At 72.5% G+C, this 23,638-nt stretch carries 23 protein-coding genes, 1 pseudogene and 1 riboswitch; of the genes and pseudogenes, 10 read left to right on the top strand and 14 right to left on the bottom strand.

Features of this window, described 5'->3' with window-relative positions:
* Positions 1–109: 109 nt before the first annotated feature.
* The 6 genes from BLU95_RS15985 (at position 110) to def (ending at position 6,438) form a co-directional block, all read left to right on the top strand.
* Entirely contained in the window at positions 110–853 is a 744-nt protein-coding gene (locus BLU95_RS15985; RefSeq protein ID WP_369826154.1) for a sigma-70 family RNA polymerase sigma factor, read from the top strand.
* Entirely contained in the window at positions 850–1,230 is a 381-nt protein-coding gene (gene rsrA / locus BLU95_RS15980; RefSeq protein ID WP_093860611.1) for a mycothiol system anti-sigma-R factor, read from the top strand. The genes BLU95_RS15985 and rsrA overlap by 4 nt, the downstream gene beginning before the upstream one ends.
* 323 nt (positions 1,231–1,553) lie before the next feature.
* Entirely contained in the window at positions 1,554–3,041 is a 1,488-nt protein-coding gene (locus tag BLU95_RS15975; protein ID WP_231978588.1) for an HD-GYP domain-containing protein, read from the top strand.
* A gap of 80 nt (positions 3,042–3,121) precedes the next feature.
* Entirely contained in the window at positions 3,122–4,399 is a 1,278-nt protein-coding gene (locus tag BLU95_RS15970) for an HD domain-containing protein (RefSeq protein WP_107452680.1), read from the top strand.
* 368 nt (positions 4,400–4,767) lie between these two features.
* Positions 4,768–5,757, top strand: a complete 990-nt coding sequence (locus BLU95_RS15965; RefSeq protein ID WP_093860609.1) for a tetratricopeptide repeat protein — start codon at positions 4,768–4,770, stop codon at positions 5,755–5,757.
* A gap of 42 nt (positions 5,758–5,799) precedes the next feature.
* Complete coding sequence (def, locus tag BLU95_RS15960; RefSeq protein ID WP_093860608.1) at positions 5,800–6,438, top strand: peptide deformylase; 639 nt, start codon at positions 5,800–5,802, stop codon at positions 6,436–6,438.
* 76 nt (positions 6,439–6,514) lie between these two features.
* On the opposite strand, the gene BLU95_RS15955 is transcribed toward def, so the two are convergent.
* On the bottom strand, positions 6,515–7,570 hold the full coding sequence (locus BLU95_RS15955) for a transcriptional regulator (protein WP_502689865.1): 1,056 nt from the start codon (positions 7,568–7,570) through the stop codon (positions 6,515–6,517).
* 45 nt (positions 7,571–7,615) lie between these two features.
* Positions 7,616–7,795: pseudogene (locus tag BLU95_RS45845) on the bottom strand (helix-turn-helix domain-containing protein); the annotation flags it as partial.
* Between the two features lie 209 nt (positions 7,796–8,004).
* Here BLU95_RS45845 and BLU95_RS15950 point away from each other — a divergent pair.
* Positions 8,005–8,193, top strand: coding sequence for an eL43 family ribosomal protein (locus tag BLU95_RS15950; protein WP_093860606.1), 189 nt, complete (start codon positions 8,005–8,007; stop codon positions 8,191–8,193).
* A 330-nt stretch (positions 8,194–8,523) separates the two neighbouring features.
* On the opposite strand, the gene BLU95_RS45100 is transcribed toward BLU95_RS15950, so the two are convergent.
* The 3 genes from BLU95_RS45100 to BLU95_RS15935 form a co-directional block, all read right to left on the bottom strand.
* Positions 8,524–8,655: a hypothetical protein gene (locus BLU95_RS45100; RefSeq protein WP_286158634.1), complete on the bottom strand. Its 132-nt coding sequence runs from the start codon at positions 8,653–8,655 to the stop codon at positions 8,524–8,526.
* 94 nt (positions 8,656–8,749) lie between these two features.
* Positions 8,750–9,022, bottom strand: coding sequence for a hypothetical protein (locus BLU95_RS15940; protein ID WP_159424899.1), 273 nt, complete (start codon positions 9,020–9,022; stop codon positions 8,750–8,752).
* On the bottom strand, positions 9,019–9,456 hold the full coding sequence (locus BLU95_RS15935) for an ATP-binding protein (RefSeq protein ID WP_093860603.1): 438 nt from the start codon (positions 9,454–9,456) through the stop codon (positions 9,019–9,021). The genes BLU95_RS15940 and BLU95_RS15935 overlap by 4 nt, the downstream gene beginning before the upstream one ends.
* A 276-nt stretch (positions 9,457–9,732) precedes the next feature.
* On the opposite strand from BLU95_RS15935, the gene BLU95_RS15930 reads away from it, so the two are divergent.
* Both BLU95_RS15930 and BLU95_RS15925 read left to right on the top strand, forming a co-directional pair.
* On the top strand, positions 9,733–10,545 hold the full coding sequence (locus BLU95_RS15930) for a DUF5753 domain-containing protein (protein WP_093860602.1): 813 nt from the start codon (positions 9,733–9,735) through the stop codon (positions 10,543–10,545).
* 3 nt (positions 10,546–10,548) lie between these two features.
* The gene (locus BLU95_RS15925) at positions 10,549–10,752 is read left to right on the top strand and encodes a DUF397 domain-containing protein (RefSeq protein ID WP_502689846.1); all 204 of its coding nucleotides are present in this window, start codon (positions 10,549–10,551) and stop codon (positions 10,750–10,752) included.
* Between the two features lie 67 nt (positions 10,753–10,819).
* Here BLU95_RS15925 and BLU95_RS15920 read toward each other — a convergent pair whose 3' ends face one another.
* From BLU95_RS15920 to BLU95_RS42285, 8 genes are all read right to left on the bottom strand, one after another.
* Positions 10,820–11,836: a ribonucleotide-diphosphate reductase subunit beta gene (locus tag BLU95_RS15920; RefSeq protein WP_093860600.1), complete on the bottom strand. Its 1,017-nt coding sequence runs from the start codon at positions 11,834–11,836 to the stop codon at positions 10,820–10,822.
* The gene (locus BLU95_RS15915) at positions 11,836–14,265 is read right to left on the bottom strand and encodes a ribonucleoside-diphosphate reductase subunit alpha (RefSeq protein WP_502689845.1); all 2,430 of its coding nucleotides are present in this window, start codon (positions 14,263–14,265) and stop codon (positions 11,836–11,838) included. The genes BLU95_RS15920 and BLU95_RS15915 overlap by 1 nt, the downstream gene beginning before the upstream one ends.
* Positions 14,266–14,427: 162 nt before the next feature.
* Positions 14,428–14,589, bottom strand: a riboswitch (cobalamin riboswitch).
* A gap of 61 nt (positions 14,590–14,650) precedes the next feature.
* Positions 14,651–15,898: a GH12 family glycosyl hydrolase domain-containing protein gene (locus tag BLU95_RS15910; protein WP_159424898.1), complete on the bottom strand. Its 1,248-nt coding sequence runs from the start codon at positions 15,896–15,898 to the stop codon at positions 14,651–14,653.
* A gap of 140 nt (positions 15,899–16,038) precedes the next feature.
* Positions 16,039–17,469 carry a glycoside hydrolase family 26 protein gene (locus BLU95_RS43305; RefSeq protein ID WP_197698764.1) on the bottom strand — a complete coding sequence of 477 codons (1,431 nt, stop codon included), beginning with the start codon at positions 17,467–17,469 and terminating at the stop codon, positions 16,039–16,041.
* The gene (locus BLU95_RS45095; protein ID WP_197698763.1) at positions 17,469–19,490 is read right to left on the bottom strand and encodes a glycosyltransferase family 2 protein; all 2,022 of its coding nucleotides are present in this window, start codon (positions 19,488–19,490) and stop codon (positions 17,469–17,471) included. Before BLU95_RS45095 ends, BLU95_RS43305 begins: the two co-directional genes overlap by 1 nt.
* 222 nt (positions 19,491–19,712) lie before the next feature.
* Positions 19,713–20,732, bottom strand: a complete 1,020-nt coding sequence (locus tag BLU95_RS15895) for a DUF2510 domain-containing protein (protein WP_093860597.1) — start codon at positions 20,730–20,732, stop codon at positions 19,713–19,715.
* Positions 20,733–20,829: 97 nt separating this feature from the next.
* The gene (locus BLU95_RS15890) at positions 20,830–21,324 is read right to left on the bottom strand and encodes a GNAT family N-acetyltransferase (RefSeq protein ID WP_093860596.1); all 495 of its coding nucleotides are present in this window, start codon (positions 21,322–21,324) and stop codon (positions 20,830–20,832) included.
* Positions 21,267–21,659, bottom strand: coding sequence for a hypothetical protein (locus tag BLU95_RS42285; RefSeq protein WP_093860595.1), 393 nt, complete (start codon positions 21,657–21,659; stop codon positions 21,267–21,269). Before BLU95_RS42285 ends, BLU95_RS15890 begins: the two co-directional genes overlap by 58 nt.
* 93 nt (positions 21,660–21,752) lie before the next feature.
* Between BLU95_RS42285 and BLU95_RS15880 the strand changes: the two genes are divergently transcribed.
* Positions 21,753–22,724, top strand: a complete 972-nt coding sequence (locus tag BLU95_RS15880; protein WP_093860594.1) for a helix-turn-helix domain-containing protein — start codon at positions 21,753–21,755, stop codon at positions 22,722–22,724.
* A gap of 57 nt (positions 22,725–22,781) precedes the next feature.
* Here the strand turns inward: BLU95_RS15880 and BLU95_RS15875 are convergent, their stop codons facing one another.
* The gene (locus BLU95_RS15875; protein WP_093860593.1) at positions 22,782–23,591 is read right to left on the bottom strand and encodes a histidine phosphatase family protein; all 810 of its coding nucleotides are present in this window, start codon (positions 23,589–23,591) and stop codon (positions 22,782–22,784) included.
* Positions 23,592–23,638: the final 47 nt, after the last annotated feature.

Below are 23,638 nucleotides of genomic sequence, written 5' to 3'. Positions count from 1 at the left end.
GTTCGTCCCCTCCTGGTCCGACTGGATCGCCGCGGGCGAGAAGCCCGTCGGCCCGATATCCTCGCTTTCGGGGCGGCCCGCCGTGGGCCGTGTCCGTCATGCCGAGGAGGTGGGTCCGGTCGTCGGGACCGAGCACGAGGCCGAGCCGGGCCGGGGCCCGGACGAGAGCCTGCCCGCGGGCGAGGCGCTCACCGGTGAGGAGCTGGCCGAGGCGATCGGTGAGGACACCTTCCGGGTGTCGGCCGAGGAGACCGAGGAGGCCCGGCGGGAGCGCTTCGAGCGCGACGCCCTGGGCTACCTGGACCCGATGTACTCGGCGGCGCTGCGGATGACCCGCAACCCGGCCGATGCGGAGGACCTCCTCCAGGAGGCGTTCGCGAAGGCGTACGCGTCCTTCCACCAGTTCCGCGAGGGCACCAACCTCAAGGCCTGGCTGTACCGCATCCTCACCAACACGTTCATCAACTCGTACCGCAAGAAGCAGCGGGAGCCCCAGCGCACCGCCGCCGAGGAGATCGAGGACTGGCAGCTGGCCCGGGCCGAGTCGCACATGTCGACCGGTCTGCGCTCGGCCGAGACCCAGGCCCTGGACCACCTTCCGGACAGCGATGTGAAGGACGCCCTCCAGGCCATTCCGGAGGAGTTCCGCATCGCGGTCTATCTCGCGGACGTCGAGGGCTTTGCGTACAAGGAGATCGCGGACATCATGGGTACTCCCATCGGTACGGTGATGTCCCGACTGCACCGCGGCCGCCGTCAGTTGCGCGGCATGCTGGAGGACTACGCCCGTGAGCGCGGGCTGGTCCCGGCCGGCAGCGGGGCAGGGCAGGAAGCGAAGGGCTCGGGTTCATGAGCTGCGGCGATCCGCACGACACCGAGTGTGGCGAGGTCCTCGACCACCTCTACGAATTCCTCGACAACGAGATGGCCGAGGGCGACTGCGACAAGCTGCGCGTGCACTTCGAGGAGTGCTCGCCCTGCCTGAAGCAGTACGGGCTGGAGCAGGCGATCAAGGCGCTGATCAAGCGTTCCTGCGGCTGCGACGACACCCCGGCCGATCTGCGCGGCAAGGTGCTGGCCAGGATCGATTCGATCCGGGCCGGGCAACGGACGGGCGAGGCGCTGGTGGTCTCGGTCGAGACGACCATCGAGGTGCACGCCGAACCGGTCCCGGAACCGGCGGCGGACCCGGACCGCGCCGCACAGGCGGCGGCCGGCACCCAGCGGTAGGCCCTCGGCGGTAGGCCCTGCCGCGCCCGCCGTGCCCGTCGTGCGGCGAACGGCTCACACCGGACGGCCCCGGGAGCACCCGCTCCCGGGGCCGCTCCGTGTCCGCGCCCCTTCCACTCGGATGCGCCGTCACTCGTTCGAGTGAGTTGGTGGTGTGCCAGCAGCGGCATTGCGCGATCATGCGTCCCCGTGCCGGAGCGGCGCCCTATCCTCCTGACGGACGCTCACCGTCACCCGACCGCCGCCTCTCCGGCGTGCGACCGGCCGACGGGCCAGGACGGCGCGGGCCAGGACGCGGGGAGGTCGAGATCGCTACCGACAGCGTGGACGCGGACCTGCCGCGGGGCGCCGCGGGCTACCTCGTGGCGGTGCCGGTCGCGGCGCTCTGCTGTCTGCTGCCGCTGCTGCCGTTCCCCGCGCCGCCGGCCGGGCCGCACTGGCTGGGTGCCCCGGTGGACTGGCCGAAGGTCGGACTGCTGGCCTTCCTGCACGGCTGCTGGGAGTCGCTGGCCCAGGGGCTGCCCAGCCCCTGCCTGCGTCTGGTCCGGCTGCTGCTGCGCCGTCCGCAGCCGGCCGGCCGCCCGCCGGCCCGGCCCGACGTCAACGCCTTCTTCCCGGTGCTGTTCGCCGGGGTGCTGATGCTGCCGCCGGCCGCCGCCGCACTGGTCGCGGCCCCGGCCGCCCTGCTCGGCGCCGCCGAGCCGACCTGCCGCCGCCGGCAGGTGTGGAACGGCTCGCAGCTCGCGCTGTCGGCCTTCGCGGCCTCGGTGGTGTTCCACCTGCTGGCCGGTCCGCAGCTGCTGCTCGGTTCCCGGTTCCCCGCCGCGCTGCTGCCCGGGTGTGCCGCGCTCGCCGCGTTCTGCCTGGTCAACGGGGTTCTGGTGGGCGTCATGCGGCTGCTGGCCGAGGGCCCCCGGCGGCCCTCGGCGCACCGCCCCCCGGCCCACCGCCGGGCGGCCGCCGTCCCCGGTCTGCCGGTGCTGGTGCACGCGGCCGGCGGGCTGATGGTGGCGGTGCTCTGGCAGGGGCCGTACGGTGCGTTCGCGGCGTTGCTGGCCCTGCTGCCGCTGTCCATCTCGGCCTGGGTGTTCGCCCAGGGGCACCGGGAGCGCGACGCCCACCAGGCCACCGTCCAGGCCCTGGTCCAGGCGGTGGAGATCAAGGACGCCTACACCCGGGGCCACAGCGAACGGGTCGGCCGGGCCTCGGTGCTGATCGCCGGTCAGCTCGGCATGGAGGCCGAGCGGCTGCGGACGCTGCGGTACGCGGGCGTCCTGCACGACGTCGGCAAGCTCGGCGTCGCCACCGAACTGCTGCGCAGAAACGGTCCCCTCACCGAGGCCGAGCGGCGGGCGGTCGAGGTGCACCCGGTGCACGGCTACGAGCTGGTGCGCGGGATCGCCTTCCTCGGCGAGGCGCACGCGGGGATCCTGCACCACCACGAGCGGATGGACGGCCGCGGCTACCCGAGCGGGCTGGCGGGGGAGCAGATCCCGGAGTTCGCCCGGATCATCTCGGTCGCCGACGCCTTCGACTCGATGACCTCCACCCGCTCCTACCGGCGCGGTCGGCCGGTCACCGAGGCGGTCGCCGAGCTGGAGCGCTGCTCGGGCAGCCAGTTCGACCCGGTGATGGTGCGCGCGCTGGTCGACGCGCTGGCCGTGCACGACTGGCAGCCGGTGCTGCCGCCGCCCGACACGATCGGGGCGGTGCCGGACATCCCGCTGGGCGTTCCCGAGCCGGCCCGGGCCGCGCCGCGCGGAGTGCCCGCCCAGGGCGGCGGCTCCGTGCCGACGGCCGGACCGTCGTGAGCGCGCGACGGGGCGCGGAGCCGACGGCGGTCGCCGGGCGCGGCGGGGACTCCGAGGGATGCGCCGGGGTGGTGTGCGCGGTGCACGGCGCGGCGCTCGCGCTGCTGGCCGCGTCCCTCGGCGCGGTCGCGGTGCGGGGGCTGTCCGCGCCGGGGGTGGCGCTGGCGTTCCTGACGCTGATCACGCTCGGCGAGTGCGTCCGGATCACCCTTCCGGGCGATCGTGAACAGGCGCCGATCGGGGCTGCGGGGGCGCTGGCCTACGCGCTGCTCGGTCCGCTGCGCGGGCTGCCGACCGGGCACGGGGTGCTCCAGGTGGTGGCGGTGACCGGCGCGGGCCTGCTGCTGGCGCTGCTGCCCGGGGCGCTGGCGCCGCTGCTGGGGCCCAGGCACGGGGTCCGCCGACGGGTGCGGGCGCCGTGGCGGGAGCGGGCCCGCCGGGACGGCGCGGCGCGGCGGCTGCTCGGGGCGGCGTTCGCGGCCGCCGTGTTCCAGCCGCTCTACAACAGCGGGGTGGTGGACCGGTTCTCCGCCGACGGCCCGGCCTACGGGGCCTTCCTGACCGCCGTGGCCGCGCTCGCCGCACTGTGCGACGCGGTGCTGGCGGCGGTGCTGCGGCGGGCCCGCAGCGGGCTGCGGTTCCCGGCCGGGCTGGAGGACGAGATGCGCTCGCTGTTCGGGATCGGCTCGGCGATCGCCGCCACCGGGATGCTGGTCAGCCTGGCCGCCGGGGAGGTGGGCCTGTGGGCGCTGCCGCTGTTCTGCGCGCCGCTGCTGCTGGCACAGGTGTCGTTCCGGCGGGCAGCGGCGGTCCGGGCCACCACCGGGCAGACCATCGCCAGCCTGGCCAAGGCCACCGAGGTGGCGGGCTACACCCCGCCGGGGCACGCCCGCCGGGTGGCCGACACGGCCTGCGCGGTCGGCCGCGAGCTGGGCCTGGGCACCCGGGAGCTGGCCCTGCTGGAGTACGCGGCGCTGATGCACGACGTGGGGCAGCTGTCGCTGGTGGAGCCGGTGCCCGGCGGGGCGACGGCGCTGCTGCCGGACGCGGAGCAGCAGCGGATCGCCCGGCTGGGCAGTGAGGTGATCCGGCGCACCGGGGTGCCCCGGCAGGTGGCCGAACAGGTCGCCCGGCTGGCCGATCCGCACCCCGGGCCGGAGGGCGGCGGGCGGGCGGTGCCGCTGGCGGCGCGGATCATCCGGGTGGCGAACGCGCACGACGACCTGCTGACGGCGGCGCGGGGGCGCGGGCTGGGGGAGGCCGTGGGCCGGCTGGAGGTGCTGGAGGCGCTGCGGCTGGGGCGGGGGCGGCTGTACGACGCCCGGGTGGTGGACGCGCTGGTCCGGGTGCGCGGCTGAGGACCCGGCGGCCGGTGGCGGGCGTCGCGGGGGCGCTCGTGGGCGTCCGCGCGCGCCCGTCCGGCGTCGTCACGGCGGGCTCGCGGTGTGCGTGGGGAGGGCGCGGGGCGTGCACAGGGAGGGCGCGGGGCGGGCCGGAGCCCGGGCCCGACCGGTGCGGCCCGGGGTTGAGGAGCCGGGGCGCGGCGGGCAGGCTGGGGTGGGGGTCGGTTACGGGCAACCTCGGCGGTGGGGAGCGCGGGCAGTGGCCGTCGTGGTTGGATGCGGTCGTAGCGTGGAAAACCGACCCGGGACACCGGGCCCGTGGCGCGGGAGCGGACACGGGAACGGACACCGGACTTGAGCGGACGACGACGGCAGGGACGAACGTGAGGATCTTCCACCGGGCACGGCACCGGCCGTCCGCCACCTGGCGGCAGACGACCGACCGGGCATTCACGCTGATCGGCGACGGGCGCTACGAGGACGCCGGCGCGCTGCTGGTCATGGCGGCCGACCTGGAACCGTGGCTCTCCGACTCGTGGTTCAACCTGGCGCTGCTGCACAAGTTCCGCCGCGACTGGGAGCAGGCCCGGGCGGCCGGCCTCCGGGCGGTGGCGCTGCTCGACCGCGAACAGGGCGCACCCGACTGGTGGAACCTCGGCATCACCGCGACCGCGCTCCAGGACTGGCCGCTGGCCCGCCGGTCCTGGCAGGCGTACGGGCTGAAGCTGCCGGGCGGCCAGGGCACCCACGGCGACGGCCCGGTCAGCCTGGACCTGGGCACCACCCCGGTGCGGCTCTCCCCGGAGGGCGAGTCCGAGGTGGTGTGGGGCCGGCGGCTGGACCCGGCCCGGATCGAGGTGCTGTCGATCCCGCTGCCCTCCTCCGGCAGACGCTGGGGCGAGGTCGTGCTGCACGACGGCGCCCCGCACGGGGAGCGGGTCACCGACGGGGTGGCGTACCCGGTGTTCGACGAGATCGAGCTGTGGGCGCCGTCGCCGGTGCCGACCTACGTGGTGCTGCTCCAGGCGGCGACCGAGGCGGACCGGGACGCGCTGGAGCGGCTGGTCGCGGACGCCGGCTACGCGGCCGAGGACTGGACGTCCTCGGTGCGGCTGCTCTGCCGGGCCTGTTCGGAGAGCCGGATGGCCACCGACGACGGGCACACCGCCCACCACGACCCGCACGACGACGGCGACGCCGCGCACCCGGGCCACCTCAGCCACCTGACCCCGGGCGCGGGCGGGATGTCCTGGCTGGCCGAACGCGAGTGCGGGATCGCAGCGCCGGCGCACCTGGTGCGCACCCTGCTGGACCGCTGGGCGGCGGCCGCCCCCGGGACCCGGGCTTACCGGGATCTCGAAGAGGTGTGCTGAGTACCCTGGTGAGGTACGCGTAGACCTATGGAAGCGGAAGACATGGCCGAGCAGCACGACCACGAGCACGAGCACGACGTGGAGGGGGCGGCGCCCGAGGCGCCCGCGAAGGTGGTCGGAGCGGAGCCGGACCTGACCAAGGGCACCGCGCGCCCGATCACGGTCTTCGGCAACCCGGTGCTGCACCGCGAGGTCAAGGACGTGACGGCGTTCGACGCCGAGCTGTCCGCGCTGATCGACGACATGTTCCAGTCGATGTACGCGGCGGAGGGCGTGGGCCTGGCCGCCAACCAGATCGGTGTGGACCTCAAGGTCTTCGTCTACGACTGCCCGGACGACGAGGGCGTGCGCCACATCGGGCACGTGATCAACCCGGTGCTGGAGGAGTTCCCCAAGGACCGCCAGCGGGTCCTGGACGACGGCAACGAGGGCTGCCTGTCGGTGCCGACCGCCTACGCCGAGCTGCCGCGCCCCGAGTACGCCGCGGTGACGGGCCAGGACAAGGACGGCAACCCGATCCGCGTCGAGGGCACCGGCTTCTTCGCCCGCTGCCTCCAGCACGAGACCGACCACCTGTACGGCTTCCTCTACATCGACAAGCTGTCGAAGCGCGACCGCAAGGACGCGCTCAAGCAGATGGGCGAGGGCACGCCGCGCTACGCGACCGTCCCGAACAACTAGGGGCCCGAAGGTTGTTGGACGGAGGCCGGTGCGGGAGCGATCCCGCACCGGCCTCCGTGTTGTCCGGGGCGCCTCGCTACTGCGGCGGCGCCCCAGTGCGCTCGGCGAACTCCCGTACGCCGGCCACCGTCACGGGCGCGTAGAGGAGTTCGGCCGTCAGCGCTCGCAGCGCCGGTCGGCGAAGCTCCTCCGGTGCCACCTGCTCGGTGAACCGCAGCGCTTCCAAGGTGCGTCGATGGTCGCCGAGACGCTGCCACATACGGGCACAGTCCGTTCCGTACCTGGCTCGGCGTTCGACGGTCGGTAGTTGGCCCGGGACGATCCGCGCCGCGTACGGGACGGCCTCGTCGGGAGTGCCCAAGGCCGTGTGTACCCCGATCCAGTACAGATCTGCCTGTGCCGCAGTGGCATCGACTGTGAACAGTCGTTCTCGGGGCTGCGTGCTGGTTCCCGAGAGACGGGCCACGGCGTCCGCCGCACCAGTCATGAGGTCAAGGGCATCGCTGCGTCGCCGACCGCACGCGGCGGTGTATGCGGCTGTCATCAGGAGCGTCGCCCCTACGGCCCGGGACACGGTGTCCCTATTCTGCGCCAGCGAGCCGGCGGTGCGGCGCAGGAGATCGACTCCGGCGGCTGGTCTCCCTGCGCGCCGCATGGTGATTGCCAGCACCCGTGCTGCCTCACCCTCCACAACCGGGTCGCCGCTCGCCTGGGCCGCCGCCAGGGCGCGGTCTGCCGCAGGCCAGGCGACATCCGAATGCTGCTTGAGCGCCAACTCTGTCGCCAGGATCCACGCTCTGGCCACCTGTGCCTGGGCTTCCTCCCGGGACCGGCCGGACATGGCATCGCGCGTTGCCTGGGCCGTTCCCAGCAACCCGGGCAGGGCCTCGCCGAGGTCCTGGTACTGGGCTGCGGTGAACTGCGAATGGGCCTCGGCGAGGAACTGCCGGAGCTGTCGAAGCGAGATGGAAGCGCTGCTCTCGGGCTCGTACAGAGCCCGGACGATCTGGGTCGAGGAGTCTGGGCGGGTGGCAGCGAAAGCGGATGATGGAATCATCGATGCTCCGGTCGCCGCCATGCCTGCCAGGAGCAGCTGCCTGCGCCGCATCGCATCCTCCTGATCCAGAGTCATATCTGGCGCCAGGGTAGCGGGTCGGCTGGCTCTGATCGCGTCGACGGGGATTCCGAGGGTGCGGGTCATCAGTAGGAGTGACTGCTCTGAGAGGCGAAGTGTTCCACCTTCGACCCGGCTGATCGCGGATGCCGAGTAACCGCAGGTTCGGCCGAGTTGGGCCTGGGTCATTCGTTGGGCGCATCGGGCCGCCCTGATGATCGCCCCGATGTCGCGTGGGTTCATTGACACAGTGCTGCCCTTCGACTGCACGGAGTAGCCACGGTATCGGTCGAGTCGCCGGTGACAGCAGGGGCGTGCATGGCGTGTGCGGGGCACGCACAGGGCGTGCGGGAGCGCCGCGAAGCTCTCCACGGCCAGGGCCGTGCGGGGTTTCCTGGCACTGCCCCGGCCGGGCGCATCCCAGTGTTGATCCTCACTCGGAGGAGTGCGTCATGAGCGAGACCCTGCTCGATCGGCCTGCTATCTCGATCCCGCCTCACCCCGGCCGGTTGCCCGGTAGCCTGCTGGAGCGCGACTCGGAGGCGGGGGCCCGCGTTTGCCCGGTCTGCGGGTCGAGCGCCACCTACCAGACTTTGGAGGGCCGTTGGGGCTGCACGTCGTGCGGCTCCACCTGGTCCTGAGACGGCGAGGAGGGCCGGCGGTATGCCGATCTGCGCGGAGTGCCGGACAGCTGAAGCGGTCATCGAGGACCTGGATGTGGACCCGCCCCGACCGTGGTGCGGTGAATGTGCGACCGCCCTGGTGACGGCGGGCGATCCCGTGCTCAACTACCGCGCTCTGGGTAGCGAAGCGCTTGCATACTCGCGCGCCCTGGCCGGGCGCAGCACGGCGGTCCTTCCGTTTGGGTGATTGAACCGATGTGCCCCGCCCGGCGGTCCGGGCGGGGCACATCAGGCTGACTGTGTAATCGGGCAGCGCGACGACGGCAACGTCTCAGATGATTCGGTAGCTCACTCGCGCTCCAGGCCCAGGATGGAGCGGACATCCTCGTGCGGCACCTCGATCGCAATTCCGGCAGCCTGGCGGGACCGATGGCGGGCGAGCGCGACTTCGTCCTCCAGCTCGGGCAGTTCCTCACTCATGACGGAAGTGTGCACTTCACGGTGGTTCGGGGGGCGTGGTGACGCTGAACGTGCTGGCCGCTCCGCCCGGCGGGGCGCCGGGCGGAGCGGCGGTTCAGGGCTGGTGGGTGGTGATGGTGATCGGGTGGGCGGTCCAGGTGGCCATCTCGCCGATGTAGAGGGTGGTGCGCCAGAGGCCGCCCCGGGCCAGGCAGCGGGCGACGCCCTCGCCGCCGCCCGGGCCGATGCAGATCCTGATGAAGTCCCGGTGGGCCTCGCGGACCGGGAGTTCCCGGACGCGCTCCCAGAGAACGGGCAGCGCGTGGTCGAGGCTCGGGAAGTCGGCGGGCAGCATGACGCCCGAGATCCCGGCCCGGACGGGACTCACGCGGCGGCCGCGTCGGGGGAGAGGTGGCACCAGACGAACTTCCCGATGCCGCCGACGCGGGGGCAGCAGCCCCACTGGGTCGCCAACTCCTGGATGAGGAGCAGTCCTCGGCCGCTCTCGTCGGCGCTGGTGGCGGGGCGGAGCGAGGGCTTCTCGCTGTCGGCGTCGTGGACCTCGATCCGGAGGGTGTCGTCCAGGCTGAGGAGGAAGCGGACGAAGATCAGGCGCCCGCGCGGGGCACGGGCGTGCTGGACGGCGTTGGTGACCAGCTCGCTGACGAGCAACTCGCCGACGGGGAGGAGGGGTTCGCCGGCGGGGTGGGGGAGGAGGAACTCGCGGAGCTCCCGGCGGGCGGCCCGGGGGGACTTGTGGTGCCGGGGCAGCCAGCAGGTCTGCTCGCTGGGAGTGGGGGAGGGGGAGTGGGTTTCAGGCATGGCGGAGCCACCTCCGGAGGGTGCGGGGTGAAGACGGCTGAAGAAGGCATGGGGATGCCCGGGTGGCGAGCCGCAATGATCACGGTGTGTCGAGCATCGGGCTACGTTAAGTAGCATGCTCCTGTGAACTTGCAAAGTGCAAGTCCCTACTTTGGAAGCGGGCAAAGATTGTTGTCAGTGCGGTGGGGAGGCAGACTGACAGCTCACAGAAGTGGGGAGGTCGCGACGGTGCCCGTGAACAGGAACCCGACGGTTCGGCAGCGGAGGCTGTCCCGAATGCTCAAGGAGTTGCGGGTAGATGCCAATCTGACGCTTGCCCAGTCAGCTCGGCATCTGGCGTGCGCCGAGAGCAAGATCAGTCGAATCGAGGCTGCCCAGTCGGGGATTCGATTGGTGGATCTTCGGCTCTTGCTCGACCTGTACGGGGTGACGGACCCGGACTCCAGAGGTCGGATGGAGACCCTGTCGCGTGAAGGCCGTCTGCGCGGATGGTGGGACCGCTACTCGGAGGCGTTGTCGCCTCTCTATGCCGACTACATCGCGCTGGAGTCCGACGCGTCGGACATGTACAGCATCCAAACCCTTCTGGTGCCGGGGATTTTGCAGACCGAGGACTACACCAGGGCTGTTGTGAGGGCGCAGATAGAGGACGCGACGCCGGATCAGATCGAGATCTTGACGAAGGTCCGCCAGGAGCGCCGGTCGGTTCTGGCCAGAGAAGCACCGATGAGGGTCTGGGCCGTGCTCTCGGAATCAGCACTCAGACATCATGTCGGTGGTCGATCGGTGATGCGAGAGCAGCTTCGTTCTCTCGCCGAGTCTGCCGGGAGTCCGAACATCAACGTACAGATTTTGCCGGAGGCGTCGGAGATCCACGCCGCTCTGTTCGGACCGGTCACCATCCTCAGCTTTCCCGAGGAGGCCGAGACGGACGTTGTGTATGTCGACAGTCTCCTCAGCACTCTGTACATCGAGGAGCCGGACGAGGTGTTCAAGTACGCCAACCTGTTCCGCCGCGCACTGGCGGAGTCGCTGCCCCGCAATGAATCGATCGCGCTCATCGAGCGCATCGCGAGTGAGAAGGTCTAGATCGTGAGCGAGTTCTCAGGAGTCGAGTGGCGCAAGTCTTCGTATTCGGGTGCGCAGAGTGAGTGCGTTGAGGTGGCGGTCGGCTCGGCAGGGGGTGTGCCGGTCCGTGACTCGAAGGACCCAGAGGGGCCGGCGCTGGTGTTCGGAGCCGCTGCCTGGTCCTCGTTCCTCTCCGGGGTCAAGGGTGGGGAGTTTCCGACCGGCTGACACAACAGGGGTGCCCCGCCCGGCTTCGCGCCGGGCGGGGCACCCCTGTCTGTTCCTGCCGTCTCTTCTAGAAGTCGTCGTCGAAGGCGACCGAGCCCTCGACCGCGACCTGGTACGCCGACACCCGGCGCTCGAAGAAGTTGGTCAGCTCCTGGACGTTCTGCAGCTCCATGAAGCCGAACGGGTTCGTCGATCCGTAGCGGATCGGCATCCCCAGCCGCGCCAGACGCTGGTCGGCCACCGCCTGCAGGTACTCCCGCATCGACGCGGTGTTCATGCCGGGCAGACCGTCGCCGCACAGGTCCTGGGCGAACTGGAGCTCGGCCTCGACGGCCTCCTCCAGCATCTCCGTGACCTGCTGCGCCATCTTCTCGTCGAAGAGGTCCGGCTCCTCCTCGCGCACGGTGTCGACCACCGACATCGCGAAGTCCATGTGCATGGACTCGTCGCGGAACACCCAGTTGGTCCCGGTCGCGAGACCGTGCAGCAGGCCCCGGCTCCGGAACCAGTACACGTACGCGAACGCGCCGTAGAAGAACAGACCCTCCACGCACGCCGCGAAGCAGATCAGGTTCAGCAGGAACGCCCGCCGGTCGTCCTTGGTCTGCAGCGAGTCGATGTGGTCGACCGCGTTCATGTACTTGAAGCAGAACTGCGCCTTCTGGTGGATGGAGGGGATGTTCTCCACCGCGGCGAAGGCCGCATTGCGGTCCTCCGGGTCCGGAAGGTAGGTGTCCAGCAGCGTCAGGTAGAACTGGACGTGCACGGCCTCCTCGAACAGCTGACGGCTCAGGTAGAGCCGCGCCTCCGGGGAGTTGATGTGCTTGTACAGGCTCAGCACCACGTTGTTCGACACGATCGAGTCACCGGTCGCGAAGAACGCCACCAGCCGGCCGATCATGTGCCGCTCGCCCTCACTCAGCTTCGCCAGGTCGGCGACGTCCGAGTGCAGGTCCACCTCCTCCACCGTCCAGGTGTTCTTGATGGCGTCGCGGTACCGGTCGTAGAACGACGGGTAGCGCATCGGGCGCAGGGTCAGCTCGAACCCGGGGTCGAGCAGCATCTTCTCGCGGTCGTCGGACATTACTGGCAGGCCTCGCAGGACTCGGGGTTCTCCAGGGAGCAGGCCAGTGCGGCCTCCTCCTCCGGGGTCATGGTCGGGGTGTTCACCGGCACCGGCGCGGCGGCGCGGGCGGCGCCCGACGCGGCCTGGGCGATCCGGGTGGCCGGACGCGAGCGCAGGTAGTAGGTGGTCTTCAGACCGACCTTCCACGCGTAGGCGTACATCGAGCTGAGCTTGCCGATGGTCGGCGCGGCCATGAACAGGTTCAGCGACTGGCTCTGGTCGATGTACGGCATCCGGGCGGCCGCCAGGTCGATCAGCGCGCGCTGCGGCAGCTCCCAGGCGGTGCGGTACAGCGAACGCACCTCGGCGGGCAGCCAGCCGAGCTCCTGCACGGAGCCGTTGGCGTCGCGCAGCGAGTCCCGGGTCTGCTGGTCCCAGACGCCGAGCTCCTTGAGGTCGCGCACCAGGTACGGGTTGACCTGGAGGAACTCGCCGCTCAGGGTCTCGCGCTTGAACAGGTTGGACACCTGCGGCTCGATGCACTCGTAGACGCCGACGATGGACGCGATGGTCGCGGTCGGCGCGATCGCGAGCAGCAGCGAGTTGCGCAGGCCGGTGGTGGCGATGCGGGCGCGCAGCGCGTCCCAGCGGTCGGCCCACTCCGGCGCGGCGGTCGGGAAGTGGTCGATGTGCAGCTCGCCGCGGGCGGCGCGGGTCTCGTCGTACGCCTCGTGCCGGCCCAGCTGCTCGGCCAGGTCGGCGGAGCGCTCGTAGGCGGTGAGCATGATGCGCTCGGAGATGAGGGTCGACAGGGTCTTCGCCTCGGCGGAGTCGAAGTCGATCCGCAGCTGGAAGAAGACGTCCTGCAGGCCCATCACGCCGAGGCCGACCGGGCGCCAGCGGTTGTTGGAGGCGCCGGCCTCGGGGGTCGGGTAGAAGTTGATGTCCACCACGCGGTCGAGGAAGGTGACGGCGGTGCGGACGGTCGCGTCCAGCCGGTCCCAGTCCATCGCGTTCAGCAGGTCGGCGGCCGTGGCACCGGCGGCGACGTGGGCGCCGAGGTTGACCGAGCCGAGGTTGCAGACCGCGGTCTCGGAGTCGTCGGTGACCTCGAGGATCTCGGTGCAGAGGTTGGAGCTGTGCACCGTGCGGCCCGGCAGCGCGGTCTGGTTGGCGGCGCGGTTGGAGGCGTCCTTGAAGGTCATCCAGCCGTTGCCGGTCTGCGCCAGGGTGCGCATCATCCGGGCGTAGAGGGTCTGCGCGGGGATGGTGCGGACGGCCTTGCCGGCCAGCTCGGCCTTCAGGTACGCCTCGTCGAACTCGGCGCCCCACAGGTCGACCAGCTCGGGCACGTCGGCGGGGGAGAACAGCGACCAGTCGGCGTTGGCGTTCACCCGGCGCATGAACTCGTCCGGGATCCAGTGCGCCAGGTTCAGGTTGTGGGTGCGGCGCGCCTCCTCACCGGTGTTGTCGCGCAGCTCGAGGAACTCCTCGATGTCCGCGTGCCAGGTCTCCAGGTAGACGCAGGCCGCGCCCTTGCGGCGGCCGCCCTGGTTGACGGCGGCGACCGAGGAGTCGAGGGTGCGCAGGAACGGCACGATGCCGTTGGACTTGCCGTTGGTGCCGCGGATCAGCGAGCCGCGGGAGCGGATCCGGGAGTAGGACAGGCCGATGCCGCCGGCGTGCTTGGACAGCCGGGCGATCTGCGCGTAGCGGGAGTAGATCGAGTCCAGGTTGTCCAGCGGCGAGTCCAGCAGGTAGCAGCTGGACATCTGCGGGTGCCGGGTGCCGGAGTTGAAGAGGGTCGGCGAGGAGGTCAGGTACTCCAGCCGGCTCATCAGGCGGTACAGCTCGGCGACCTCGCGCACGGACTGCTCGGTGTCGCCGACCGCCAGGCCACAGGCGACACGGAGCAGGAAGTACTGGGGGGTCTCGACGACCTTGCGGGTGATCGGGTGGCGCAGCAGGTAGCGGCTCTGGACGGTGCGCAGGCCGAAGTACTCGAACCGGTCGTCGCCCTTGGTGTCGACCAGCGCGTCCAGGGTGGCGGTGTGCTTGGCGACGAAGGCGGCGGTGGTGTCACCGATCAGGCCCTCGGCGTGGCCGACGGCGATCGAGGTGGAGAAGGAGACCACGCCCTGGGTCGCCGCCTCGTCGACGATCTCCAGCGCGAGCAGCCGGGCCGCGAGCTTCGAGTACTGCGGGTCCTCGGCGATCATCGACGCGGCGGCGTCGACGGCGAGGCCGCGCAGCTCGGCGAAGTCGGAGCCGGCGTGGCGGCCGCGGAGCGCGGCGGCGGCGACGTGACCGGGGTCCACCTGGGGGAGGTCGGCGCTGCGGTCGGTGAGAAGCCGCAGGAGCGAACCGCCGGGGTCGGCGACCGTCGGGTCGGCGGGGACGGAGCTGGAACCCTGGGCGGGCAGGACGACTGAGGCAGCGGTGGTCAAGGCGCTTCTCTCCTGGCGGCGGTCGACGGAGGTGGATCGGGGACCGGACCGTTCGGGGCAGGGGAGTACGCCGCGCGAGCCCGTGGGCGCCGCGCGCGATTCGTCCCCGGCCCGCCCGCGAGGCCCGGAAATTGGTGCTGGTGCGCATGGCCTCTGCGGGGAGGCGCCGGCACGCTGTCGGCAGGTACTCGGACTCGCGGGCTCCCGGGGGAGGCGGCCGCACACCGCTGCGGGGCAGTCCCGGATTCACACCGGGTTCCCCTGCTTCGACAGCAGGAGTGAGCATACATCTAGTGGCGCTCGTCCGACGAAGCACCACATGTAGTGTCGCGGCGCTGCGTGTCGCGGGTCGGGTGCGATAGGCTGCGGGGGCTTTCGGCGCCCCTCAGAGCGGCCTGTGCCACTCCTGGGCGGGCTTGGCGGCGCACAGCCTCATCCGCACCTGGGGGCCGTTCCCGGTGCCCGTGGGGCCCGTCGCGGGGTTCTCCAGGCACTTCCCGGAGTCCTCGTTGAGCAGCTGCCCGGCGTCGTTGGCCCGCCACCGCTGGTCGGGTCTGCGGGTGCAGCCGGTGAGGACCGGGAACCCGATGTCGGGGTCCTCCAGACAGCGTCCGGCCTGGCTCACCGAGCCGTCCTCGCCCATGGTCCAGCTCTGCGCCGGGGAGCCGTCGCAGGTGGCGGCGCCGACCGCGGCCGGATCGCCCGCCACCCGGCTGTCCAGGCAGTAGCCGGGCACCGCGGAGGTGATCGCGCCGCTGGGACGGCCCGCGGCGACCTCGAACGAGAACGTGTCGGTGCCGAGGCCCGCGCCGCCCTCCCAGATCTCGAAGCCGGCCTGGACGGCGCACAGGTACGAGCCGGCCGGGACGTAGCCGCGCTGGACCGCGTCGCGGGTGAAGGCACGCAGGTCGAGGTCGGTGACGACGTTGGTGGCGGAGGCCGCCTCGTAGGTGATCAGGGTGTGGCTGCTCTTCTTCGGCGCCTCGTACACCCGGTAGGCCTGGCCGCCGCTGCGCAGCTCGCCGGACTGCTTGCCGAACGGCGAGGTGCCGTTGCCGCGCAGCCAGATCATCACCTCGGCGCTCTCGGTGAACGAGCAGCTGCCCCGGGTGGTGCTGTACCAGAGGTCGTAGGAGGCGTTCCAGACGCCGCCGTCCACCTGGGTGGTGCGCCAGGTGCTGGTGGCGTACCGCAGGTCGTCGACGGCGATGGGCAGCGGGCTGACGCCGTCGCCGCCGAGCGGGGTGCTGATGTGGGGGTAGGCGCCGGGGCCGCGGGCCGGGTCGGTGAGGTTGCCGCGGGCTACGGCGCTGCGGGTGACCGTGAAGGCGGCGCTGTCGCTGCCGCCGTGCACGCACAGGCCGCCGGTGGCGTTCCACTCGTTGGGGTTGATGACGTAGCGCCCAGAGTCGACCGGCTGCGAGGGGTAGCGGTTCTGCGCGGTGGAGCACAGCTCGCCCGGCTCGGCCGAGCTCAGCGGGGGCGGCGGCGGGGCGACGGCGGCGGTCGAGGGGGCGCTCTCGCGCGGGATCAGCACGGCGCACAGGCAGAGCACCAGGAGGGCGGTGGGCGCGAGCCACCACCAGGCGCGCGGCCGGGGACGCCCGGGGCCGGGCAGGAACGGGCGGAGCATGCTCTTCGCCTCCCAACGGGGACTGGTGTTCCGGTACCGGTGTTCCAGGTACTGGTGTTCGGTGTACGGGCCGGCCGGTGCCCGGCGGCCTCCTGCGGTCGGCCGGGCCCGCGGTGGGTCGGGCCCGCGGTCGGCCGGGGCTATCCGGCGTCGGCCGCCGGGGAGCTCCGGGGCTTGGTGGCGGTCGGCTTCCGGGTCGGGACGGGCGCCCCGGAGGGCTTGGTGCCGGTACCGCCGGTCGGCTTGGCGCTCGGCGAGGGCGCCGCCGGGGCCGACGGCGAGGGGGTGACGGCGGGCGGAGCGGCGGGCGGCGGGGGCGGCGGCACGGTGAGCAGCGGCTGCGAGCGGACGCTCCACTGCCCGGCGTACCGGGGTGCGGCGACGCCGGCCGCGTACGCAGCACTGGCCGCGCCGGACGCGGTGACCCGCCAGTCGACCTCCTTGACCGCCTCGTACCAGATCAGGCCGATGATGTCCGGGTGCCGGGGGAGCTGCTCGAACATCTCGGTGATCCAGCGGGCCTTCTGGCCGGAGCTGTCGGTGGCGGCGGTCTCGGTGATCACCACGGGCTTCTGGCTGAAGGTCCGCAGCTTCTTCAGCGTCGGCTCGAAGATCTGCTCGAAGGAGGCGTACTTCTCCAGGCCGACGGTGCCGTAGTAGCCGGACAGCCCGATCCAGTCGACGTAGTCGTCACCGGGGTAGAGCGAGTCCAGCGGGGTGGCGTTCTCGTAGTCGATGTTCGGGCTCCACACCCAGACCACCTTGTCCGCGCCGGCCTGCCGGAAGAGGTCGTGGACGTGCTTCCAGGCCTGCACGTACTGGCCCCGGCGGTTGCCGTTGGCCTGCTCGGCCCACGGGTACCAGTAGCCGTTCATCTCGTGGGCGAAGCGCAGGGCGATCGGGTAGCCGAGGCTCTTGACGCCCTCCGCCCACTGCTTGATGTAGGAGTCGAACTCGCCGCCGACGATGCGGCTCAGCGCGTAGTCCGGCTGTTCGCCCCGGAGCTTGTCGACCTTGGACTCCTTGTGGAAGTCCCAGGGCTCCCAGGCGACCATCGGCATGATGCCGCGCTCGGCCACGGTGTCGAAGACCCGGCGGTCGAACCGCTTGTCCCACCAGCCGACGGAGAACTCCAGCACGTTCGGCTGGTGCTTCACCGCGGTCGCGAACTCCTCGACCGGGGCGAGGTCGTAGGGGCCGGCCTTGGTCATGAGGCCCATGAAGGCGCCGCCGGGGGCAGGGAACGGGGCCGGGGCCGGGGCCGCCGGGGACGGTTCGGCGGGCGCCGGGGCGGGGCTGCCCGCGGTCTCGCCGCCCGTCGGGGCGGGCGTGGGCGCGGGGGTCGCGACGGGGCTGCCGGTGGGTGCCGCGGCGCCGGTGGTGGCGGTCGGGGCCGGCTCGGCCAGTGCGGCGACCAGCCAGTCCGGCATCGCGGTCGGCGCCTTGCCGGAGAAGGCGTAGGGCTCGGGCGCGTGGCGGGCGTTGTACTTCGGCGCCAGCACGAAGGCGTAGCTGACCAGCAGCGTGAGTGCGAGCAGGCCGACGATCCGGGGCACGGTGATCCGCAGCATCAGCGACCGCCCTTCCGGCCGCCGCCGGCCGGGGCCGGCTCCAGCAGCCCCGCGAGTTCCCGCTCGGGGTCCGTCCCGGGGCCTCTCGCGGCTGTTCCGTGCCTGTCGGGTCCGACCGGTTCGGCCTCGTCGTTCGTCTCGTCCGCGGCACGGTCGTCGGCGCCGTCGGCCTCGGCGGCCTCGGCGGCGCGGCGCGGGGCGGGCAGCCCGGCGGCGGCCCGGCGCTCGGCCCGGGCGATCCGGCGCGCGCTGACGACGGAGATGACCGGCGGCGCGATGCCGGTGAACATGCTGAGGCCGGCCCAGAACCGCAGCAGCCAGATGCCGTGGTGCAGGGTGAAGCTCGCGGCGAGCAGTCCGGCCGCGACCGCGGCCCACAGCAGGTGCAGCCGGAAGGTCGACAGCCGCTCGGCACTGCGCAGGTCGCCCTTGGCGGTCACCGCGTAGGCCAGCGGGCGGCGCAGCAGCGCGGCGATCGCGGCCGCGAGGTACACCGGTCCGGCGAACAGGGCCAGGCCCATGCCGGCCATGCCGATCTCGCGCCGCTCGTGGGCGGCCAGGTTGAAGCGCCGCAGCCAGAGCCAGAGCAGGAACCAGCTGCCCATGCTGGCACCCCAGAGCGAGGCCCAGAGCACGGTGTCGAGCTGGATCGAGGTGATCCCGCAGGCCAGGTAGACACCGGTGGCGAGGCTGCCCAGGACGGTGGTCACGGCCACGCTGGGGTAGTAGAACTGGACCAGCCCGTACAGCACCCGCTGGCGCGTCCGCAGCCGGATGCCCTTGCGCAGCCGGGTCTTCAGCAGGATCTCCCAGATGCCGAACGCCCAGCGCTTCTGCTGGTTGAAGTAGTCGGTCCAGGAGGTCGGGCCCTCGCCCACGGCCAGCACGTCGGGGGTGTAGACGCCCTTCCAGCGGCGTCCGGTGGCCGGGTTCTCGGTGGCCTGCACCCGCATGCTGGTCAGGTGGTCCTCGATGATCGAGTCCTGGTAGCCGCCGATCTGCTGCCAGGCGGCGGGCCGGTAGAGGTGGTTGGTGCCGATCAGCAGCGGGGCGTCCATGCCGTTGCCGCCGCGCTCGACCAGGCCGGAGAAGAGGTACTGCTGCACGGAGGCGCCGTGCGCGACCCAGTTGTCGTACATGTTGCCGTACACCTGGGGGGCGACCACGAAGGCGGTGTCGGGGTCGCGGAAGTAGCCGAGGGTGCGTTCCAGGAAGCACGCCAGGGGGACGTGGTCCGGGTCCATCTGGGCCACCACGTCGTACTTGTGCTCGTGCTCGGCCCGCCAGGAGTTGTGGTTGCCGGACTTGGTCTTCGCCCGGAACTCGCCCTCGGCCCGGTTGTACTCGGGCCGGCCCTTGCGGCTGAAGTGGTGCACGCCGAGCCGGGCGGCCATCGCCTTCACCCGGTCGTCGTCGCCCTCGTCGAGGATCCAGACGTCGACCTCGCCGTCGTACTCGATCTCCAGCATGGCCGCGAGGGTCTGCTCGACGATCTCGATCGGCTCCTTGGACGGCACGATGGTGGTGAGCACCGCGACCTTGAGGCCGGGCGGGGCCGTGACGGGTATCGGGTCCTTGGCGCGGAAGGCGAACACCCAGACCGCGAGGTTCTGGACGAGCCGCACCAGTTCGACGGTGACCACGGCGCAGAAGCAGAGCCGGGCGACGTTGATCCGCCAGTCCGGGGACCAGCCGACGCCCGGCCCGGGTATGTGCGAGGGCAGCAGCAGCCAGCCGACGAACACCAGGCCGGCCACCGCGTTCAGGGCGACCAGCAGGGTCAGCACGACCTTGACGCCGGGGGAGGAGACGGTGCGGTAGCGGACCGTGTCGACGCCCTCGCCGTCCCGCAGCGGGCCGGTGGCCTCGGCGCAGGCCAGGTAGTTGCGCCGGGCCGAGGCGTTGCGGGACTGGCTGCGGGTCGCCCGCCGCTCGTGCGGGGCCTCGGGGAGGAGTCTGCTGTGGCGTCCTCGTCCGCGCCGGCCGCCGGTGTGCGTCGTCCGTTCGTCGGTGGAGTCCACCAGCCCAATCCCCCGTTGTGGGCCGCCCCGTGATCGGGCGGCTGCGGTCGTTCTCGTCCGGCCGGTGCGTCCGCGGTGCCCGCGGTGCGGGCCGCGTCCGTGGTGCCCGCCGTGTGGGCGGCGGGCCCGGTGGCCGCTAGTGAGCATAAGGGCACCCCCCGGTGACGGGTCACCGGGGGGCGGGGAGAGCCTCCGGACCCCGTTCGTCCGGATGTTTCCGGATCAGGGGGTGATCTTCACCGAGTTGGCGATCTGGTCCATCAGCGTCAGGGCCGGTGCCTCGGGGGCCTGGTCGAGGCAGATCTGCAGCACCGGCACGGTGGTGGCACCGGCCGCCGGGGTCACCTCGAGGACGCCGCAGTAGGCGTCGGGCGTCGAGGAGCCGCTGGACATCGGCACGTGCCAGAGCGCCAGGTAGCCGTCCATGCCCTGGATCTTGACGGCGGACTGCTTCAGCGGCTCGGGCGGCGCGGGCGCGTCGGAGCCGAAGCGGGTGTTGTAGAGCAGCTGGCCCATGCCGAGGACCATGGACTTCGGGTCGGCCCAGCCGCCGTTGAACACCCGGAGGTTCTGGACCACCAGGCCGCGGGTGCAGGCGCCGCTGCCGTGGCCGACGCAGGCGTACGGGGAGACCGCGTAACGCACGTCGGTGGGGTTCTTGGCGTCGCTCTGGACCTGCCAGTCGGCCGGCAGCAGGAAGTTCATCTTCGACTCCTGGCCGGTCACCTGCTTCCCGCCGGGGAACTGCTGACCTCCGGTCAGGGTGGCGCCCATGAAGCCGTTGGGGCTCTTGGGGTCGGCGGTGCTGGTGGGGCTCGCGCTGCCGCCGGCCTGCGGGGAGTCGGTGCCCTTGTCGGCGCTCCGGTGGCCGACGACGTAGCCGGCGCCCGCCATGACCACGGAGAGCAGGACGGCGCCGACACCGAGCAGCAGCTTGCGGCGGCCGGTGTTGGGCTCGACGGTCTCGAACACGACGGAGGTCGGCGTGAACGGCTGCGGCGCGGCCGGCGCGGCGGCGGGTGTGACCACCGTGGGCGTCGCGGCGACCGAGGGGGCGGGGCCGAACGCGCCCGGCACGCCCTGGCCCGGGGCGCCGCCGGTCCCGGAGCCCACCGTCGCGGCGTCGGCCGCGGACTTGGGCCGGGTGCGGCCGCTCCACGCGGAACCGTCCCACCAGCGTTCCGTATTGGGCTGGCCGGAAGGATCGTCGTACCAGCCAGCCGGCGTGTTCCCCGTCGTCATGCGGCGGATCCTAGCAGCGCCTAAATCCGATCGTCATACCCGATGGTGGATCGCAACCCTGGCCTCGGACGTCGTCCGGCCGGTGCCCGACAGCCGCTCAGAACACCATGCTGTAGACCATCAGATCGACGCCCGGCACCGGAGACCAGTCCCGCCCGGGGGCGCGGACGAAGCCGACCCGCTGGTAGATCCGGTGGGCGGTGGTCATCGCCGGCTGGGTGGAGAACGCCATCCCGGCCAGACCGAGTTCGCGGCTGCGGGCGAGCGCGGCGCGGACCAGTGCCTCGCCGACGCCGCGCCCGCGGGCGGCCGCCGCGGTGGCCAGCATCCGGATCTCGCCCTCCTCCGGGGTGGCGATGTCCGCCCAGGTGGTGCCGCCGACCGCGAAGGTGACGCAGCCGAGGACGGTGCCGGTGGCCGGGTCGACCGCGACCAGGAGTTCGGCCTCCGCGGCCCGGCGGGCCGCGTCGCGCAGCCGGTGGACGTAGTCGCCGTCGGGTGCGGTGTGGCCGTCGCCGACGAAGGCCTCGACGGTTATGCGGCCGGCTTCCTCGAACTCCTCGGGCCGGGCCGGGCGGATGACGATGTCCATCCGGCCAGTCTGCCGGAGCCACCGGGGAGGACGGAGAGCGGGGGTCCGGCATCGGCGCCGCCGGCGGGAGCGGCGGGAGGGGCGGAAGTGGTGGAAGTGACGGGAGCGGCTGAGGCGGCGGGGTCGGCGGACGGGCGGAGCGAGGCGGCGGGCATGGTGCCGTGCAGCCGGTCGGGCAGGGCGGGGTCGACGGGGTAACCGCCCTGGCGGTGCCAGTTGTCGCGTCCGGTGGCCTTCTGCGCGGCCACCTCGCGTCCGATCAGGGCACCGAGCAGACCGAAACCGCCGACTGTCCCGAGCAGGGCCAGTGCGCTGGCGAGCGTGTCGGAATCCATGTCTCCACTCTCCCGTCGGCGCCGACGCCGGACGAGTGGCAGGAATGACCGAATGCATCGAAAAACTGCCAACGCCGGGGCTACCCTGTCGGCATGCTCAAGAACGTGGTCGCGGTCGTGATGGAAGAGGTCCACCCCTTCGAGCTCGGGGTGGCCTGCGAGGTGTTCGGCCTGGACCGGACCGAGGACGGACTGCCCGGCTACGACTTCGCGATCGCCGGCGCCCGCCCCGGCCCGCACCGCACCCATGCCGGCTTCACCATCGACGTCCCGCACGGCCCCGAGCGGATCGCCGCCGCCGACCTGGTGGTGGTCACGGCCACCACCATCAGCCGGGAGTACCCGGAACCGCTGCTGGAGGCACTGCGGGCGGCCCACGCCCGCGGCGCCCGGGTGCTGTCCATCTGCAGCGGCGCGTTCGTGGTCGGCGCCGCCGGACTGCTGGACGGCCGCCGCTCCACCACGCACTGGCGGTACAGCGCCGAACTCGCCGCCCGCTACCCGCGGACCACCGTCGAGCCGGACGTCCTGTACGTGGACGACGACCCGGTGATCACCTCCGCCGGTACCGCGGCCGGCATCGACGCCTGTCTGCACCTGGTCCGCCGGGTGCAGGGCGCCGAGGTGGCCCGGGGCATCGCCCGCCGGATGGTGGTGGCCCCGCACCGGGAGGGCGGGCAGGCCCAGTTCGTCTACCGGCCGCTGCCGGAGGGGGACGGCGATTCACTGGCCCCGCTGCTCGACTGGATGCGCCACCACCTGGACGAGGAGTCGACCGTCGAGCAGCTGGCCGGACGGGTCCACATGTCGCCGCGCACCTTCGCCCGGCGCTTCCACCAGGAGACCGGCACCACCCCGCACCGCTGGCTGATCGGCCAGCGGCTGCTGCTCGCCCAGCGGCTGCTGGAGTCGACCAGCGAGCCGGTGGACACGATCGCCGCCCGCTGCGGCTTCGGAAACGCGGCCACCCTGCGGCACCACTTCGGCCGCCGGCTGGGCACCACGCCGCTGGCCTACCGGCGCTGCTTCGCCGAGCCCGCCGCCCGGGTCGCCGTCCGGGCCTGAGGGCCGCCGCCCGGGTCGCCGTCCCGGGGCCGCCGTCCGGCGGTCCGCGGGCTCCGTTCAGTCCGTGGGCTCCAGGTGCCCGGTGGTGTTCCAGTGCTCCGGCCGCAGCCGGCCGGCCTCGGCGCGCCAGAGGCTGGTGGAGCAGTTGCGCACCGGCTCCAGCGCGGTCAGCTGCTCCTCGGAGAGCCGGTCCAGCGCGTAGCGGAGCATGAGCACGGTGCAGTCGTGCGCGACCAGCAGGACCGGCCGCCCGGCGTCCTCGGCGCAGATGTCGCGCAGCACGCTGCGCACCCGCAGCGCCACGTCGGCCCAGGACTCGCCGCCGGGCGGGCGGTAGTACAGCTCGCCCATCTTCCGCCGCCGGGCCGCCTCCCCGGGGTGGTCGGCCTCGATGGCGGCCCTGGTGAGCATCTCCAGGACGCCGAGCTCGCGGTCGCGCAGCCGCTCGTCGTAGCGGACGGCGAGCGAGACCGGGACGGCGCCGAGGCCGGCGGCCTGGGCGAGCGCGATCCGGGCGGTCTCGGCGGTGCGCACGTACGGCGAGCACCAGACGCTGCGCGGCCGGTCGGCGCTCGGCAGCCCGGCCCACCAGCGGCCGAGGGCCTGCGCCTGCTGCTGGCCGTGCATCGAGAGCGGGATGTCCGCGTCCCGGCAGCTGATCGGGACGCTGAGCGCGCCGGCCGCCTCGGCGTGCTGGAACTCGACGTTGGCGGTGGACTCGCCGTGGCGGGTGGCGATCAGGACGGAGGGGACGGAGGACAGGCCGGGAGCCGCGGTGGGACCGGCGGGCCGGTGCGGGGCGGCCGTCCGGTGCCGTCCGTCGGTGTGGTGGTGCTGGCCGTTGAGGGTGGTGCCGAGTTCTGCCATTGCCGCCGCTCCCCGTGGGTCGATCAGTTGCCGGCCGGCTGTCGGTC

The organism is Streptomyces sp. TLI_053 (assembly GCF_900105395.1).
Taxonomy (GTDB): domain Bacteria; phylum Actinomycetota; class Actinomycetes; order Streptomycetales; family Streptomycetaceae; genus Kitasatospora.
Note: the sequence above shows the minus strand (reverse complement) of the source record. Positions and strands in the feature narration are given on the sequence as shown.

Excerpts from the sequence above, each read along its gene's own strand:
- rsrA (WP_093860611.1), top strand. The coding sequence starts at position 850 with ATGAGCTGCGGCGATCCGCACGACACCGAGTGTGGCGAGGTCCTCGAC.
- def (WP_093860608.1), top strand. The coding sequence starts at position 5,800 with ATGGCCGAGCAGCACGACCACGAGCACGAGCACGACGTGGAGGGGGCG.
- BLU95_RS15955 (WP_502689865.1), bottom strand. The coding sequence starts at position 7,570 with ATGACTCTGGATCAGGAGGATGCGATGCGGCGCAGGCAGCTGCTCCTG.
- BLU95_RS15950 (WP_093860606.1), top strand. The coding sequence starts at position 8,005 with ATGAGCGAGACCCTGCTCGATCGGCCTGCTATCTCGATCCCGCCTCAC.
- BLU95_RS45100 (WP_286158634.1), bottom strand. The coding sequence starts at position 8,655 with ATGAGTGAGGAACTGCCCGAGCTGGAGGACGAAGTCGCGCTCGCCCGC.
- BLU95_RS15935 (WP_093860603.1), bottom strand. The coding sequence starts at position 9,456 with ATGCCTGAAACCCACTCCCCCTCCCCCACTCCCAGCGAGCAGACCTGC.
- BLU95_RS15930 (WP_093860602.1), top strand. The coding sequence starts at position 9,733 with ATGCTCAAGGAGTTGCGGGTAGATGCCAATCTGACGCTTGCCCAGTCA.
- BLU95_RS15920 (WP_093860600.1), bottom strand. The coding sequence starts at position 11,836 with ATGTCCGACGACCGCGAGAAGATGCTGCTCGACCCCGGGTTCGAGCTG.
- BLU95_RS15910 (WP_159424898.1), bottom strand. The coding sequence starts at position 15,898 with ATGCTCCGCCCGTTCCTGCCCGGCCCCGGGCGTCCCCGGCCGCGCGCC.
- BLU95_RS43305 (WP_197698764.1), bottom strand. The coding sequence starts at position 17,469 with ATGCTGCGGATCACCGTGCCCCGGATCGTCGGCCTGCTCGCACTCACG.
- BLU95_RS15895 (WP_093860597.1), bottom strand. The coding sequence starts at position 20,732 with ATGACGACGGGGAACACGCCGGCTGGCTGGTACGACGATCCTTCCGGC.
- BLU95_RS15890 (WP_093860596.1), bottom strand. The coding sequence starts at position 21,324 with ATGGACATCGTCATCCGCCCGGCCCGGCCCGAGGAGTTCGAGGAAGCC.
- BLU95_RS42285 (WP_093860595.1), bottom strand. The coding sequence starts at position 21,659 with ATGGATTCCGACACGCTCGCCAGCGCACTGGCCCTGCTCGGGACAGTC.
- BLU95_RS15880 (WP_093860594.1), top strand. The coding sequence starts at position 21,753 with ATGCTCAAGAACGTGGTCGCGGTCGTGATGGAAGAGGTCCACCCCTTC.
- BLU95_RS15875 (WP_093860593.1), bottom strand. The coding sequence starts at position 23,591 with ATGGCAGAACTCGGCACCACCCTCAACGGCCAGCACCACCACACCGAC.